The sequence below is a fragment of the Gracilinema caldarium DSM 7334 genome (assembly GCF_000219725.1).
In the GTDB taxonomy this organism is placed as follows: Bacteria; Spirochaetota; Spirochaetia; order Treponematales; family Breznakiellaceae; genus Gracilinema; species Gracilinema caldarium.
Genome location: NC_015732.1, coordinates 2,169,052 through 2,183,600, shown reverse-complemented (window position 1 = coordinate 2,183,600; position 14,549 = coordinate 2,169,052). Strand labels below are relative to the sequence as shown.

10 protein-coding genes are annotated in these 14,549 nt (G+C 50.6%); 5 read left to right on the top strand and 5 right to left on the bottom strand.

Annotation, left to right across the window (positions count from 1 at the left end):
• Position 1: 1 nt before the first annotated feature.
• Positions 2 to 1,249, bottom strand: coding sequence for a response regulator (locus SPICA_RS09975; RefSeq protein WP_013969382.1), 1,248 nt, complete (start codon positions 1,247 to 1,249; stop codon positions 2 to 4).
• A 108-nt stretch (positions 1,250 to 1,357) separates the two neighbouring features.
• Here SPICA_RS09975 and SPICA_RS09970 point away from each other — a divergent pair, with 108 nt between their 5' ends.
• The 3 genes from SPICA_RS09970 to SPICA_RS09960 all read left to right on the top strand — a co-directional run bounded on the left by SPICA_RS09970 (position 1,358) and on the right by SPICA_RS09960 (position 4,419).
• Positions 1,358 to 1,948, top strand: coding sequence for a YggT family protein (locus tag SPICA_RS09970; protein WP_013969381.1), 591 nt, complete (start codon positions 1,358 to 1,360; stop codon positions 1,946 to 1,948).
• Between the two features lie 25 nt (positions 1,949 to 1,973).
• Entirely contained in the window at positions 1,974 to 4,088 is a 2,115-nt protein-coding gene (recG, locus tag SPICA_RS09965) for an ATP-dependent DNA helicase RecG (protein WP_013969380.1), read from the top strand.
• A gap of 100 nt (positions 4,089 to 4,188) precedes the next feature.
• The gene (locus tag SPICA_RS09960) at positions 4,189 to 4,419 is read left to right on the top strand and encodes a DUF3783 domain-containing protein (RefSeq protein ID WP_013969379.1); all 231 of its coding nucleotides are present in this window, start codon (positions 4,189 to 4,191) and stop codon (positions 4,417 to 4,419) included.
• Between the two features lie 18 nt (positions 4,420 to 4,437).
• Here the strand turns inward: SPICA_RS09960 and SPICA_RS09955 are convergent, their stop codons facing one another.
• The 3 genes from SPICA_RS09955 to SPICA_RS09945 are packed head-to-tail and all read right to left on the bottom strand — an operon-like array spanning position 4,438 to position 9,846.
• Complete coding sequence (locus tag SPICA_RS09955; RefSeq protein WP_013969378.1) at positions 4,438 to 7,431, bottom strand: insulinase family protein; 2,994 nt, start codon at positions 7,429 to 7,431, stop codon at positions 4,438 to 4,440.
• 51 nt (positions 7,432 to 7,482) lie between these two features.
• Positions 7,483 to 8,862: a flagellar motor switch protein FliG gene (locus tag SPICA_RS09950; protein ID WP_013969377.1), complete on the bottom strand. Its 1,380-nt coding sequence runs from the start codon at positions 8,860 to 8,862 to the stop codon at positions 7,483 to 7,485.
• Between the two features lie 3 nt (positions 8,863 to 8,865).
• The gene (locus SPICA_RS09945) at positions 8,866 to 9,846 is read right to left on the bottom strand and encodes a dihydroorotate dehydrogenase-like protein (RefSeq protein ID WP_013969376.1); all 981 of its coding nucleotides are present in this window, start codon (positions 9,844 to 9,846) and stop codon (positions 8,866 to 8,868) included.
• Positions 9,847 to 10,019: 173 nt separating this feature from the next.
• Here SPICA_RS09945 and SPICA_RS09940 point away from each other — a divergent pair, with 173 nt between their 5' ends.
• Complete coding sequence (locus SPICA_RS09940) at positions 10,020 to 10,673, top strand: lactate utilization protein (RefSeq protein WP_013969375.1); 654 nt, start codon at positions 10,020 to 10,022, stop codon at positions 10,671 to 10,673.
• Between the two features lie 94 nt (positions 10,674 to 10,767).
• Here SPICA_RS09940 and SPICA_RS09935 read toward each other — a convergent pair whose 3' ends face one another.
• On the bottom strand, positions 10,768 to 12,588 hold the full coding sequence (locus SPICA_RS09935; protein ID WP_013969374.1) for a DEAD/DEAH box helicase: 1,821 nt from the start codon (positions 12,586 to 12,588) through the stop codon (positions 10,768 to 10,770).
• A gap of 222 nt (positions 12,589 to 12,810) precedes the next feature.
• On the opposite strand from SPICA_RS09935, the gene SPICA_RS09930 reads away from it, so the two are divergent.
• Positions 12,811 to 14,535 (top strand): RecQ family ATP-dependent DNA helicase, encoded by a 1,725-nt coding sequence (locus SPICA_RS09930; RefSeq protein WP_013969373.1) that lies wholly within the window; start codon positions 12,811 to 12,813, stop codon positions 14,533 to 14,535.
• Positions 14,536 to 14,549 lie beyond the last annotated feature (14 nt).

Here is a 14,549-nt window from a genome sequence, read left to right as displayed (position 1 = left end):
TTTAGCCTTCGACCTGATTTTTACCGCCCCTTTTAGCGTTATAAAGGTTTGTGTCAGCCTTGTTTACTAGAGTTTCATAGCTTTCATCTTTTTGTGCTTGAACAACTCCAGCTGAAATTGTAATGCCTAAGTCTTTCGTTTCGAATCGCAGTTGTGCGACGGTACTTCGAATCTTTTCTGCTACTACCTTGGCAGCTGAGAGGCCAGTTTCAGGCAGAAGTATGAGAAATTCTTCGCCTCCATACCGACCGGCCACATCGGATTTTCGGATATTCGCCATAATTGCATGGGCAACCGACTGGATAACCACGTCTCCAGTTCGGTGACCAAAGGTGTCGTTAACATGCTTAAAATTATCTATATCTAGCATGATGACCGACAACGGTCGTCCATAGCGGGACACTTTGGCATGTTCTTCTTCGAGGCGTTCAAAAATAAAGCGATGGTTATATAAACCTGTTAGTCCATCGGTTACGGCCATAAGCTCTAGACGCTTTTTGTATTGGAAGGACCGTACATTTATCTTAATGCGGGAAAGCAAGGATGCTGCATCGAAGGGTTTATGAATATAATCATCTGCACCGGCCAGTAATACGGTTGAGATGGACTTTTCACCAGTAAACTGGGACATACTGATAATAATCGCATTGGGTTGGCGTGAACGAAGTTCAGCTATTACTTTATCACCTGTCAATTCAGGCAATACTATATCAATTAGGTACAAATCATATATACTAGTAGTATGTAATAAATCTCCCGGTTTAATATAAAAATCAACAAAGCGGAACCCATTCATATCGAGTATACGATGAATAACCTTTAAAATTATAGGAGAATCATCAAGAATCGCTATTTTCATGTCCCGCATAAAACGAGACAGTTCATCTTCTGCTGAAAGGGTTGCAAAAAAATGTTTAAAATAATCTTCATTTACGTCTGTTTTTAAAATATAATCAACGACTCCAAGGCTAAAAAGCCGTTCCCGTAATTCCAAGGAGTCGCTCGAAGTAACTACAACCACTGGTATGTCCTGTTTTGTTGCTTGTGGAAGATCTAATATAAATGATTCTGCATCCCCATCATTAAATTCCAAGGCTGTTATAATTAAATCAATATTATGTTTTGCAATAAAGGATAGGGCATCATGTTTCGTTGCAACACTATGGACCGAATGACCACAGCGAAGAACGATTTCCTGCATAATTTTCCTGAACAATTCACTTCTATCAATATGTAAAATTTGCAACATTTTTAACCCTCGTCTTACCTAATACTATAACGCATTTTGTATGAGGTGAAAAGAAGGGCCTCGACTAATGACTAAGCTTTTAGTATGCTTACGGTTAAGGAGGAACCTATGGGCATACTCATGCGTATATTAGCTTCATGCACCACGGTATACATGGTTCTGCTCTTTATCAGAATCATGTTGACCTGGTTTAATAGTCCCCTTTCGTTCAATCGATCTACCGAGCTGTTAAGCCGTATTACCGATCCTTATCTACACTGGTTCCGCCGTTTCCCTCAACTACGAACTGAGGTACTGGATTTTTCCCCTGTAGCTGCCCTGGCGGTACTGGCCCTGGTAAACAATATTTTCCTTACCATCGCAGTGTATGGTCGAATCACACTAGGTATTATCCTTTCGATGCTTGTGACTAGTCTGTGGTCTGCTGTTGCCTTTGTATTGAGTTTTTTTATAGTTATCTTAGCTGTGCGTTTTGTTGCTTATATTCTGGGAAGTAACAACGTCCATCCCATCTGGCGTGCTATCGATACCTTATCTAAACCAGTACTGTACCGGATAAATAGGATCATATTCAGGGACCGGCTCGTTACCTATACCACAGGACTGCTCACCACGGTAGTTGTTCTGCTTATACTCCGCATCGTTGGTGGAATCCTGGTTAATCTCCTTTCCAATCTGCTTATTCGTCTTCCTATTTAATAGGTATATCTGCTAAGGAGTACCAGTGTTCCTCAAGGAGATACATACTCCCATTCATCATCTGAAAGGGGCTGGCAGTCAGACCTGTCAGGCGCTTGCTAGACTCGGTATCAGAGATATCGCTTCCCTATTAAGCTATTACCCCAGAGACTGGGAGGATCGGAGCCGTATTATACCCCTTTCTCAATGGAACAAGGCAAAACAGGTTTATACGGTAGTCACAGTCTTAGCCCATGAATGGTTTGGCTATCCCAAAAAAACACTCAAAGTCCATATAGAAGATGACACGGCCCGGGCTGAACTCATCTGTTTTAACCGCCCCTTTTTAGAAAAACAGCTTGAGGTAGGCAAAAGCTATCTAGTCTGGGGGCAGTTTTCATACCGCTTTGGAAGCCTCCAATCATCGAGTTTTGAATTTGAGCATGCAGACAGGGTTCAAAAGACTGCTGAATTTCTCTTCTTACCAATCTATCCACTTACCGCCGGGCTTTCCCAAAAAATACTCAGACGTCTTGTCTATCAAGCTCTTCAATTATACGGAAAAAGTCTCGAAGATGAACTCCCTGGATCAGTGCTACAGCAACAAGCTTTATTGGACAAAACAAAGGCCCTGGGGGCCATTCATTTTCCTAAGAATAAAGATGAACTCGAAGCCGCTCAACGACGCATAAAATACGAAGAGCTTTTTTATCTCGAAGTTCTTATTGGCCGTAGGGCCCTGGAACGGCAGAATACCCTCAGGCGGACTCCGGCTCCAGCCCAAGGCCAAACGCAGGCCCAAAGCCAAGAATTGGAAGACAAACTCAGCCCCCTGCAGAAACGTCTGGCAGAACGGCTTCCCTTTGAACTCACCAAAGGGCAAATCAATGCTATTACAGAAATTAATAGAGATATGTCAGGTCCCCATTCCATGGCTCGGCTTCTACAGGGAGACGTCGGTTCCGGGAAAACCCTGGTCTCTTTTATGGCTGCCCTCAGAGCCCTTGAAGAGGGCGGACAAACGGCGCTGCTTGCTCCAACCGAACTTTTGGCTCGACAGCATGCAGAAAATGCTGCGAAAATTCTTGAACCCCTGGGTGTATCGGTAGCTTTTTTAACGGGAAATGTAAAAGCCGCAGGTCGAAGCGCCCTCCTTAAGGCATTGGCCGCCGGTAACATACATCTTGTCATTGGTACCCATGCCCTCTTTTCTGCCGGCTTACAGTATCATAAACTCAGGCTCGTTATTATTGATGAACAGCATCGCTTTGGAGTCCTTCAGCGCAGTGCGATTCTGGCCAAGGGGGATAATCCGGACCTCCTTATGATGAGTGCTACCCCCATCCCCCGAACCCTTGCTCTTACTGTCTTTGGCGATCTGGATGTATCAGTCATTTCGGATCTTCCTCCTGGACGAAAACCGGTAAAAACCCATTTGGCTCGACAATCGAATGAACAAAAAGTGTACGATTTCGTTCGCAAAGAACTACAGGCAGGGCATCAGGCATATTTTGTATATCCTCTTATAGAAGGGGATTCGGACCGGTCAGACCAGAACAATCTGAAAAATGCAGAGGCTATGGCCAAACGTTTATCTCAAGAGGTTTTTCCAGAATATAACGTTGCACTGGTTCATTCCCGGCTTGATGAAGAGCAAAAACGCCTGACGATGAATGCATTTCGTACAGGGCAAATTCAAATTCTCGTTGCAACCAGTGTGGTAGAAGTAGGAGTTGATGTCCCTAATGCAACCTGTATGGTGGTGGAACATGCTGAACGGTTCGGACTCTCTGCATTGCATCAGCTTCGAGGCCGGGTTGGCCGGGGCCCCGCTCAGGCCTACTGTTTTCTCGTTTACTCAGACAGGCTCACCGAAGACGGAAAACAGCGGCTCAAAGTCATGCTTGAGCATAACGACGGCTTCCGTATAGCCGAAGAGGACCTCAAGCTGCGGGGCCCCGGCCAGATAGCCGGTATTGAACAATCCGGTTATCTGAGTCTGGGACTGGCTGACCCGATTTTGGATGCTTCACTCTTAGAAACAGCCCGTGGGGATGCCTTTACGATTCTTAAGCAGGACCCGGGATTATTAGAACCGGGACACATCGTCATTAGGCAGGTATTAGAACGGGCATCCCCCTTCACTCAAGTTGCACTTTAAATATGATAAGAAGACCAAGTTGTTATCTGCTAGATTTAGTATTAGCTTTGGGTTATATCCATAATATTACCAACCTTCTGGTTATAAAGGGAGTATATTAATGAACAATCCGGTTATCGTGATGCATGGTTTTACCCATGAACAGATGATTTCCATTATGCGTGCTGCCAAGGCTGCGGCTAAAGAAGCGGGGGTTGATCCCCTGTCGATAGCTTTTTCTTCATCGACCCCGACCAATATGGAATGGAAGCTTAAGGACCTGATTGCAGAGGTCCGGGAAGAACACGAATATATGAAGAAGAACCCGCCTAATGGCGGGCGGGTCGTCTAAAAATAGGTAGGAGAGACTTTACGCACCGGGCAGGTTCTGCAGAGGTATCTGAAGCTTTTTCGCACTGAGCGTAGCCTGCCCGTTTCCGGCAATCACCGCATAGCAAGCCTGGTCCAGAGAAGCTGCCAGGGTCTCCGCGGCCTGGCGCAACCGGGCCTGATCCATGGTAACGATCATTTCGAGCTTTTGTTTCCGCATCCAGTCTTCTATGCCGGTAAGATACCGCATAAAATCTGCAAAGCCCTTATCTGGGTTAGTCCGGGGGCGTGTTTCCTTTGCAAAGGCTCCGATGAGGGCTTTCTCGAGCTCGTGGCCGTCCGGTAACATAGCAAGGGTCTTTCGCAGGGCTCCGGGCAAGGCTTCCAAAGACCTTGCCGGGTTAGGATCCCGATACGTGGCCATAATAAAGACCGGTTCAAGTCCGTCAGGATAGGCAAAGGCCCCGTAGGCCCCTCCCTTCATACGGATATCCTCCCAGAGCATACCCGTAGAAAGCCAATGAGAAAGAACAATTTCAGCAGCCTGGGCGGCACTGGCAAAGGGGCTCGCGGGTAAAGCCAGGGCAGCAAAACCTACCTGCAGGGCTCCCGACTGGTACACTGCCTTTGATTCCCCATGCTGCCATGCCATTTGTGTAAGGTTGTTTCTAACAGGCTTTGGCCCGGTAAAGACGCTACACTGGTTTTTAAGAGCGGTCAAGGCCGCTTCAACACCCTCTTTCTGGGCAGTTACATTTACCAATATACCGCTCTTTGCCAAAAGCTCATTTCTCACCTCAAAAAGTCTCTGGGCCACCATATCGATTGGCATTTCAGACAAACTATGAGTAAACTCAAGTTGTGGAATTCCATTCCAGAGATCATCAATATAACGGGACCGGCTAAAACTGCGGGATATATAGGAGATTGCATATTGATGTCCGCTTGGGGCTACTGAAGCATCCATATCATTTTTATATTCGGTTACCAGATCTTTGAGCCGTCTGAGATCGGTAAAGTCTGCTCTCTGTATAAGGGGTACTATCAGATCCAGGGCATGGTTAAGTTTTTCCTGCAGGGTTTTCATCCTAAAAATTAGCCAGTCCCTGCCCCGGAGGTGATACACACCGCTAGGAGTAGCAATGGTGTCTGAAGTTCCTGGCGCCGAGGATGAGGTATGCAGGAGCCCATAAAAACTACCCACATGCCGGGCCATTCTGCTTGAAAGCACATCGTAGGGGATGTCAGGCAGACCTAGTGATGGAATAGTACGTGCTAAAAGAGGAAGCCAGCGATATTGCTCTTCCGTAAGTACATCGACTGGGAGGGCTATATCAATATAGACAATACCATTGGTAAACAGTTCATGACTCAGCAGGGGGATACCACCCAGGTCATGCAGGACGCGGGGGACAGATTCAGCGTCAGGGATCAGGTCTTTACGGGAAATATGGGGCAGCTTGGCCAGAGCTTCCGGAGTATCAGGTGACTCTTGAATTGCCTTAAGGCGCCGATTCTGTTCCAACAGGGCTGTTTTTTCTGAGTCAGAAAGGTTTGCCAAAAGACGGTCCAGTTCGGCTCTGGTCTCCGCCTCCAGGGCTTCCGAAAGACCGACCTGGGGGTCCACAGAGACAAGACAGCGGTGGGGATTCTGCAGGAGATACCGTTCTATGAGATTTTCGAAATACCGTGGGTTTTCCTCAAGATGCTCCGTAATGGCCCGAAAGTTCTTTTCAAACAGAAGGGTATTCCAGGGGACTTTGCCATGAATCCAGGATCGGAGCACCCGGCGCATCCAGACAAGGGAAAAGGGACCTCCTGCCCGGCGGATTTCCTGATTGCTGAAACGCATACCGAAGAGGGCTCCTTCAATTTCTTCAGGAGGTATGCCCTGGTCCACCAGATTTTGCAGTGTAGACAGGATAAGCCGTTCTACAGCCTTTTTATTTTGTTGGTCCACTTCCCGGAGCCCCGCGGTAAACACGAGCTGTCGTAATTCACCCTCCAGGCCCGTAGCGGGGGCAATCGATTCACCCACGCCCGATTCCACTAGGGCTTTATGGAGGGGCGAACCATCATGACCAAGGAGTATCTCCGTGAGTGCGGCCAGGGCCAGGGCGTCCTCTCCATTGGTACTATCCCCCAAGACCCAGGAGAGGAGGACCGTCGACTTCTGACTTGCATCAGTGGCTGGATAGGGCACGGAAAGCTCTCTGCTCTGGGTCCACCTCTGGGCCTGGGGGATAGCCGCTACGGGCCGGCCCGGCTCAAGGTTCGCGAAAATCTGCTCTGAAAGGAAAGTGAGTTGTTCCTCGGTAGGAATATTACCGCAGAGTACAATCTTGCAGTTTGCAGGGTTGTAATGTTCCCGGTGAAATGCCTTAAGATCCTCCCAGCTCAGCCGGGGTATTTCCCGTGGGTCGCCCCCTGAGTCAAAGGCATAGGGTGTATCGGGAAGCACGGACCGGAAGGCCCAATCGGCGGCAATAGGATCCACCGAAGAATAGTTTCCCTTCATCTCATTGTACACCACACCGGTCCGTTCGAGCCGCAAAGCACCGGTGCGCTCATCCTTCTGAAGCTCCAACCGGTGCCCCTCCTGCTGGAAAATCCATTCATCAAGGAGGGGATGAAATACGGCATCTCCATACACTGACATCAAATTAAAATAATCCTGCCGGTTGGTGGTTGCCGCGGGGTACACGGTTTTGTCAGGGAAGGTCAGGGCATTGAGAAAGGTCTGGAGGCTTCCCTGGGCCAATACGATAAAGGTGTCCTTGAGGGGATATTTTTGGGATCCGCATAATACTGAATGCTCCAGTATGTGGGCCACCCCGCTAGAATCAGCGGGAATAGTCGGGAAGGTAAAGGCAAAGAGATTTTCCTCATCATCATTATAGATATGAAAGACTTCGGCTCCAGTCTCTCTGTGCCGGGCCCAAATGCCAACAGCCTGCAATTCGGTTAATTCTATGCAATCTATAATTTCAAAACCCGCAATGTGGTCTCCCACGTGAAATTGAGATTCTATCAAACATGACTCCTTGTAATTAATATCGATCTGTTTTTACATGGGCTTACTATACTATATAAAAACGTCCTGGTCATCGGTGAGCCGTATGGTGCCTGTTTCTCTCCCTTGGCGGAACCAGGAAAGGAAATCCTGCACTACCGCCTCGGTATCTTTACGGGGCACCGGACCCAGAAGTTCTCGTTCTTCTTCGATAATGGCCCGCCGGTTGGCAGAAAGGTTGCTTTTAATTTTATCAATAAACTCGGGCTTCTGGCCTTTTAAGAGCAGGGCAATATCTCGGTCTTCCATGGTTCTGAGCTTTTCCTGCAGGGCCCGATCCTCACAGCGGATGACATCATCCAGGGTATAGATTTTCTCCTTAATTTCCCGGGACAGATCAGGACTAACAGCTTCCAGATTTTCCAGGATTTCATCCCCCAGGGAAGGATCTGTATAGCGGAGGATGGCCGCCAGGGCCGATTTGCCATCAATCTCGGTGGTTTCGGTTCTTCCAATTTTGTGAGCCTTTTCCCGCAACACTTCTGCTACCTTTTCCACTACCTCGGGGCTTGTCTTGCTCATTTTTGCAAGCCGCTTTACAAGCTCGAGCCGCCGAGATCCCGGAAGCAGTTTGATGTACTCCGCTGCTTTCTGGGGACTTAACCGTGAGAGCACGAGAGCCAAAACCGGAGTCGTTTCGTCTTTTAACAGAAAGGAAATTTGTTCCCCCGTAAAATCCTCGAGGAACTGAAAGGGGTTTTCTATCGCTTCTGGGACAGCCTGGCGTAAAAGTTTTTCACCCTGTTCTGATCCAAAGGCTGCATGGAGCAGTTCCCTGGCTGCATCGATTCCTCCCCGTTCTTTTTTAAGATGCCCCGTGGATGCCAGGGCTTCTGAAAAGATGGCCCGGAATTCCGCAAGAATTGCTTCCCCTTCTTCCTTGGATACTGTCTTAATGAGGGCAATTTCTTTGGTTATAGCCTCAATCTGCTCCGGATCCAGCTTGGAAAGAATTTGAGAAGCCTCGTTCTGGCCGATCACAATGAGTAGTTTGGCAACCTTGCGGTACTTCGATTCCTTGCCTGACCCGGGAACAGTAGTTTCAGCTCCGCTAGCCTGGCTTTTTCCGGTGCTAACTGTTTTAACCAAGCCAGGTCTATCCTGAGCTGTAAAGGGAGAAGCGCGCTGCTCTGAAAGAGTCCCTTCCAGGGCTACCTGTATGATGCCAGATTGCCCCGGAATTTGTTGCTTGCTATCGGGCTTTTCCTGGTCTAGTTTGTATGCAGGCCTGGAATCGGCAGCTTTTACCTCGGGTTTTACAACCTTCGCCCTGGTGTTTTTTGTACCTGTATCTCCAGCCTTGGTTGGGTCAGTCTCAGTCAGGGGAGACATCTTATTTTTCAAGTATGCCGCAAGCCGCCGCTGATCCGCCGGTCGTTTCTGCTCTGCCATGGATTACCGGGGATCGATAGCTTTAATATACTGGAGCCGCTCATACTGTTCATTCCCCGGATTAGACCGGCGGGACAGGGTGCCACGGAAGGCATCTACCGAATCATATCCCAGAGTATCCAGCATGGCAGCCATTTCATCTCCTATTTTGCTAAGCACCGACCAACCTCCTGCATTGAGCACCGAACAGAGCTGCACCGTCTGAGCCCCCGCAGCGAGGAACTTAAGGGCCGTTTCCGCAGAATGAATACCTGTCCCGCCTACTAATTCACACCCCACCACACCGTACAGATTAGACACCCAGCGGAGGCTTTCGTGGTATTCCTGGGGGCTGCTTTTTGCAGGACCGGAGATTACCGTCCTATTCTTAAGATCAAAATCGAATCGATAGAGCCGGTTAAAGAGAATCACCGCCTTCGCCCCCGCACCGGCAAGACGTTCAACAATCGCAAAGGGATTAGTAAAATAGGGACTCAGTTTGACCGAAATAGGTAATGAGGTCCGGACTGATACATTGCGAACGATGCTCACCACCAGGTCTTCTATTTCTTTCGATGTGGTTTTCGGTGACTGGGGGAAGGGTGCAATATTTAATTCTATCGCCTTTGCACCGGCCCCTTCAATCTGTTCGGCAAAATCGAGCCAAATCTCATCGTGAATACAATTAATGCTCGCGATTATCGGAACCGAGCCAGCAACAGCCACTGCATCCTGAATCAATCTAATATATTCACCACTGCCCCATCCCGAGGCAAAGGCATTCATCATAGCCTGGGCTTCGGGATTTGCTTCCAGTTGTTCGGCAGGAATCGTCGCAAGGTCTTTAAGAATCTGTTCTTCAAAAAGAGATTTTAGAACAACCGCCCCCGCACCGGCATCCACAGCCTTTTTAATAGAATCTTTATGGGCGGTTATATTGCTTGCTGCTACTACCAAAGGATTCCGTATCGGAAGTCCCACATAGGTTGATGAAAGTTGTGCCATCAGTTGCCTCCTGTTGCTCAAGATGCCGAAACCGCCCACAGGGCGGGAAATTCTTCAGTACACAGTATAGGACGAGTTCTATGTATTGGCAAGAAGCCGACTCCATGCGACAATACAAAAGGGCTGGAAAAGTCCCTCTTGGATTTTGCAACAACCTATTGTAGGAGGTTCATATGTCACAGGTTACCGCGGGTGTAGCAGCCTGGCGAGATGAAACTATCGGTGCTGCCGCTGTTAAGGCCTTGCTAAAAAACGGTTTCGATGCGGTCTATGTTTCAAATGTAGAGGAAGCAGCTCAACGGGTAATGTCGTATATCGAAAAGGGAAAAACCATCGGCTTTGGCGGCTCCACGACGATTAAAGCGATGGGCATTCCCGAGAAAGCTCAGGAACTTGGGGCCATCCTTTTGGACCACAATGCACCGGGCCTGACAGCCGAAAAAAAACTGGAAATTCTTCGCAGCCAGCTTACCTGCGATGTGTTTATATCCAGTTCGAATGCAGTTACCCTGGAAGGTTATCTTGTTAATGTTGATGGCAATGGTAACCGGGTGGCGGCCCTCACCTTTGGTCCTAAGAAAACCGTGGTGGTAGTGGGAACCAATAAAATTGTCCGGAATTTGCAGGAAGCCCAGGAAAGAATGGAAACCATTGCTTCGCCGATGAACAATAAGCGCCTGGATAAGCCCAATCCCTGTGTAAAGACCGGGCTCTGCCAGGATTGTGCCCTGGAAACCCGCATTTGCCGGGCCTACCAGGTTCTGCGGCGGCGGCCATCCCTTTCAGATTTTACTGTCATCGTAGTAGGTGCTTCCCTCGGCTTCTAAAATGCAAGGTCCCCTGCTATATTATACAGGGGACCATTGGTTTGCATATGAGTGGTTGCAGTGGCAGCCGGTGCGGCGCCGCTACATTGCGTATCTATGAGTTACGGCTACCGGCGGGCTTAATAGTCGGATGTTCCGGGTCCCGCTTGGCAAAGTCATAGGCCCGGCGGGCGGCCTCTGCGGGGAGGGTGGCATAGGCGCAGTAATCCCTCACTTCGATTGCATCGACGAGCCGCCCGGGGACACCCCCTGCCCGCATCAGCAGACCTGCTACATCCCGGGCGGATACCCCATGCCGGCGGCCAACGCCAATATAGACCCGGTCTCCGGCCGCCCGCCGGTGGGGCCCTTCGCTGGAACGGAAAGCACCATTGCGACCATCCCGTTCACGGAAAGAATTGCGGGTATCGCCGCCGAAGCGGTCGCTGAAGCGGCCTGAACTGCGGCCCCGATCGGAGCCCCGGTCAGTGCCCCGAACCGGACGGTCTTGAAGTTCGACAATCGGTCCATATCGGGAAGGATCCAGTTCATTGCCATAGGCAGCGGCAACGAGGGCTTCTATAGCCCGTCGCTCACCGAGGGTTTGTATCAGTTCATCCGCAACAAGCGAGCGGGGATCATTGGCTGGGAAAAGGGAAGCCGATGAGCCGGTCGGCAGTGCATCAATCTGAAAGCCTTCGCCCTGCTCGGATCCCATCTGGTCACCCAGCCCCTGTACGGCGGCTATAATTTTCTGGATGACCCGTTTCTGGCTGGCGGTCATGACCGCGGGCACCGAGGGGATGGGCATTTTCTGAATCGGCGAACCCAATACTTTTTCCATACTGCGGGAAAGCTGGGTAATGCGGCCCCGGGCGGCGGGAAGCACAAAGCTGATGGCAATGCCCCGGCGGCCAGCCCGGCCGGTTCGGCCGATACGGTGCACATAGGTTTCCCGGTCATTCGGGAGGTCCCAGTTGATCACATGGGTGAGCCGTTCCACATCGATACCCCGGGCGGCAACGTCGGTGGCCACGAGAATTGTGGTCATCCGGGAGCGGAAACGGCGCAGAGTCCGTTCGCGGCCTTCCTGGGACAGGTCCCCGTGAATGGCTTCGGCGCCATAGCCATTTTCCACGAGCCGGCGGGCCAGTTCATCGGTTTCAGCCTTGGTAGCGCAAAAGACAAGACCGTAAAAATCGTCCGCCCCATCGATAATGCGCCGCAGAGCTTCGAGCCGGTCTTCTTTGCGGAGGAGAAGGTAATACTGGTCGACAGCGGGTTTTTCTTCCAGAGAAGCCTTATCCTCTACGATATCAAACTCACCGATATGGCGTTTGACCAGAGCCAGTATCGCATCAGGCATGGTAGCGGAAAAAAGGGCAACCCGGCGGTCGCTTTTTGTCTTGGAAAGGATCGCTTCCACATCCTCAAAAAAGCCCATATCGAGCATTTCGTCCGCTTCATCAAGAATAAACCAGTCTACCTCGGAAAGATCCAGAGAACCCCGGTCCAGATGGTCCATAACACGGCCCGGGGTGCCGACGACGATTTCCACGCCATGGTTTAGATCCCGGAGCTGGGGACCGATGGAAGCACCGCCATAGACAGCGGCAATCCGTGGGAAGGGCCCACCAGCAAGGGACTTAATTTCCTGGGCGACCTGCAGGGCAAGTTCCCGGGTCGGGGTAAGAATAAGGGCCTTGGGTTTTTGGGATGGAGTTGTAAGCCGTTCCACCAGGGGGATACCGAAGGCGGCGGTCTTGCCGGTGCCGGTCCTGGCCTTGGCAATAAGGTGCCCTTCATCGGCCAAAAGCCGGGGCAGAGCCAGTGCCTGGATGGAGCTGGGAGCGATGAAACCCTTTGCCTTTACAGCAGAGAGCACCCGTTCGGATAAACCGAAATCGTCAAAGGTGAGAGTATTTGTCGTTGTCATGTACGTCCTTGGCGCAAATTCCCGACGGAGCGCTGGGTAGGCCAATAGACAAGTAGATGGATTACAGGACTATTAACGCTTACTGCGGGATTTAACGCAAAAATATGATAACCCATAGTACTATATGCAACCTATTCATGTCTAGTGGGCTGAGGTAACGGCCAAGCAGTATGGCATACAGAAGTGCGTGCAGAAAACCAAAAAAACAAGGGGGAAAGCATAATGGGCATCAAACAAAAAGATGCCGGAGAGCAGTCGATCACCGAGCAGATGATGAGCCAAGTCGATTATTCAATCGAAGCACTGATTGACCAGGGCCTGGCGGAAACGGGACTCAGCTATCTCTTTCCCTACCAGCGCCTCGTGATTGCCAATATCCTTGAGGCGGCCCGTACTGCGGGGATCCCTTTTATTGGCCGGAACGCAGTGGAACAAACCCACCTGGTGGATCTCGAGGAAGGGGGCCACGAAATTCAGATTGATGGTGCGTCGGCTGATGAGACGCTGGTTGCTGGTACGCCGGCTGATACTGACCAGGAAACCTGGTCAGGTTATGGGCGGCAAATCGTGATTCTGCCCACCGGTGCAGGGAAATCCCTCTGTTTCCAGCTGCCCGCCCGGATCCTTGCCTGGCCTACCCTCGTTATTTTTCCCATTCTGGCACTCATGGCGGATCAGGAACGGCGCCTTCGCAGTCAGGGGACACCGGTGGTCCTGCTTCGGGGGAACCAGACAGAGGCAGAACGGGCAGAGATTGCAAGGATCCTGCAACGCCCTGCAAATACCTTTATCATTGCAAACCCGGAGGTTCTGAAAATTGCTCCGGTCAGGCGGATGCTTAAAGATGCCCAGATTGCTCACATTGTTATTGATGAAGCCCACTGTGTGAGCCAGTGGGGGGAGAGTTTTCGGCCTGCCTATCTTGAACTTGGGGAGATACTGGCGGATCTCAAGGCACCCCTTCTTACAGCCTTTACCGCCACTGCAAGCCCCCAGATTCTCGAAAAGATCCGTCACTACATCTTTCATGATGGAGAAGCCCATCTGGTCATGGGGAACCCTGACCGTCCGAATATCAGCTATCGAATTATCCGGACCCTGGCAAAAGAAGCGGCTCTGCGGCACCTCTTACGGGTGCTTCAGCGGCCGGCTATTGTATTCTGCAGTTCCCGGTCCCGGACAGAACAGTTGGCCCGGTCACTTCGGCATACCCTGGGGAGCAGAGATATCTACTTCTACCATGCGGGACTTGAACGGGAAGAAAAACGGGCTGTCGAAGATTGGTTTTTCTCGAGCAGCATAGGGGTTCTGGTTGCAACCTGCGCCTATGGGATGGGAGTAGATAAAAGTAACATCCGCACGGTGATACATTTTGATTGCCCCGACCTGGTAGAAGCCTACCTGCAGGAAGCGGGCCGGGCTGGCCGGGACGGGAAGCCCTCAACAGCAGTTCTGCTCTGGGGACCGGAAGATGCAATGCGTACCGGCCCTATGGCTGAATACGGTAACAATATGGAACAGTGCAGGCGGGAACAGCTCTTGGCCCAGCTCACGGGTATCGGTCCGGGGGAGATCAAAGGTTCACAGGTCTCAGTCGGCCCTGAATGCACTGCGGTACAGGACGAGGCATCCCATACCGCTGAGTATGGTTCAGGCCCGGCGACCTGTACGGGGGATGAACATTCCTGCGATATCTGTTCCGGCACAGCCCAAAAAACCTGGCGGGAAGCACAGGCCCTGGTACGGCTCATCCACCGGAATCCCCGTTTTTTTACCCTGAACGAAGCTGCAGACTGGGTATCGAAACAAGAACATCTTGATCTTTCCCGGGAAGAAGCTCGACGGGCCTTCCTGGCGCTCTTACAAAAAGGCACCCTGCGATATAGTAAAAATCCCCTCTGGAAGGGGACCCTAGCAGTTTGTCGGACTTGTCCAACAGGTTCCTAATAGCTGGTATATCA

What these genes read in the sequence shown, in the direction of transcription:
- SPICA_RS09975 (WP_013969382.1), bottom strand. Translation starts at nt 1,249, where the DNA reads ATGTTGCAAATTTTACATATTGATAGAAGTGAATTGTTCAGGAAAATT.
- SPICA_RS09970 (WP_013969381.1), top strand. Translation starts at nt 1,358, where the DNA reads ATGGGCATACTCATGCGTATATTAGCTTCATGCACCACGGTATACATG.
- SPICA_RS09960 (WP_013969379.1), top strand. Translation starts at nt 4,189, where the DNA reads ATGAACAATCCGGTTATCGTGATGCATGGTTTTACCCATGAACAGATG.
- SPICA_RS09950 (WP_013969377.1), bottom strand. Translation starts at nt 8,862, where the DNA reads ATGGCAGAGCAGAAACGACCGGCGGATCAGCGGCGGCTTGCGGCATAC.
- SPICA_RS09945 (WP_013969376.1), bottom strand. Translation starts at nt 9,846, where the DNA reads ATGGCACAACTTTCATCAACCTATGTGGGACTTCCGATACGGAATCCT.
- SPICA_RS09940 (WP_013969375.1), top strand. Translation starts at nt 10,020, where the DNA reads ATGTCACAGGTTACCGCGGGTGTAGCAGCCTGGCGAGATGAAACTATC.
- SPICA_RS09935 (WP_013969374.1), bottom strand. Translation starts at nt 12,588, where the DNA reads ATGACAACGACAAATACTCTCACCTTTGACGATTTCGGTTTATCCGAA.
- SPICA_RS09930 (WP_013969373.1), top strand. Translation starts at nt 12,811, where the DNA reads ATGGGCATCAAACAAAAAGATGCCGGAGAGCAGTCGATCACCGAGCAG.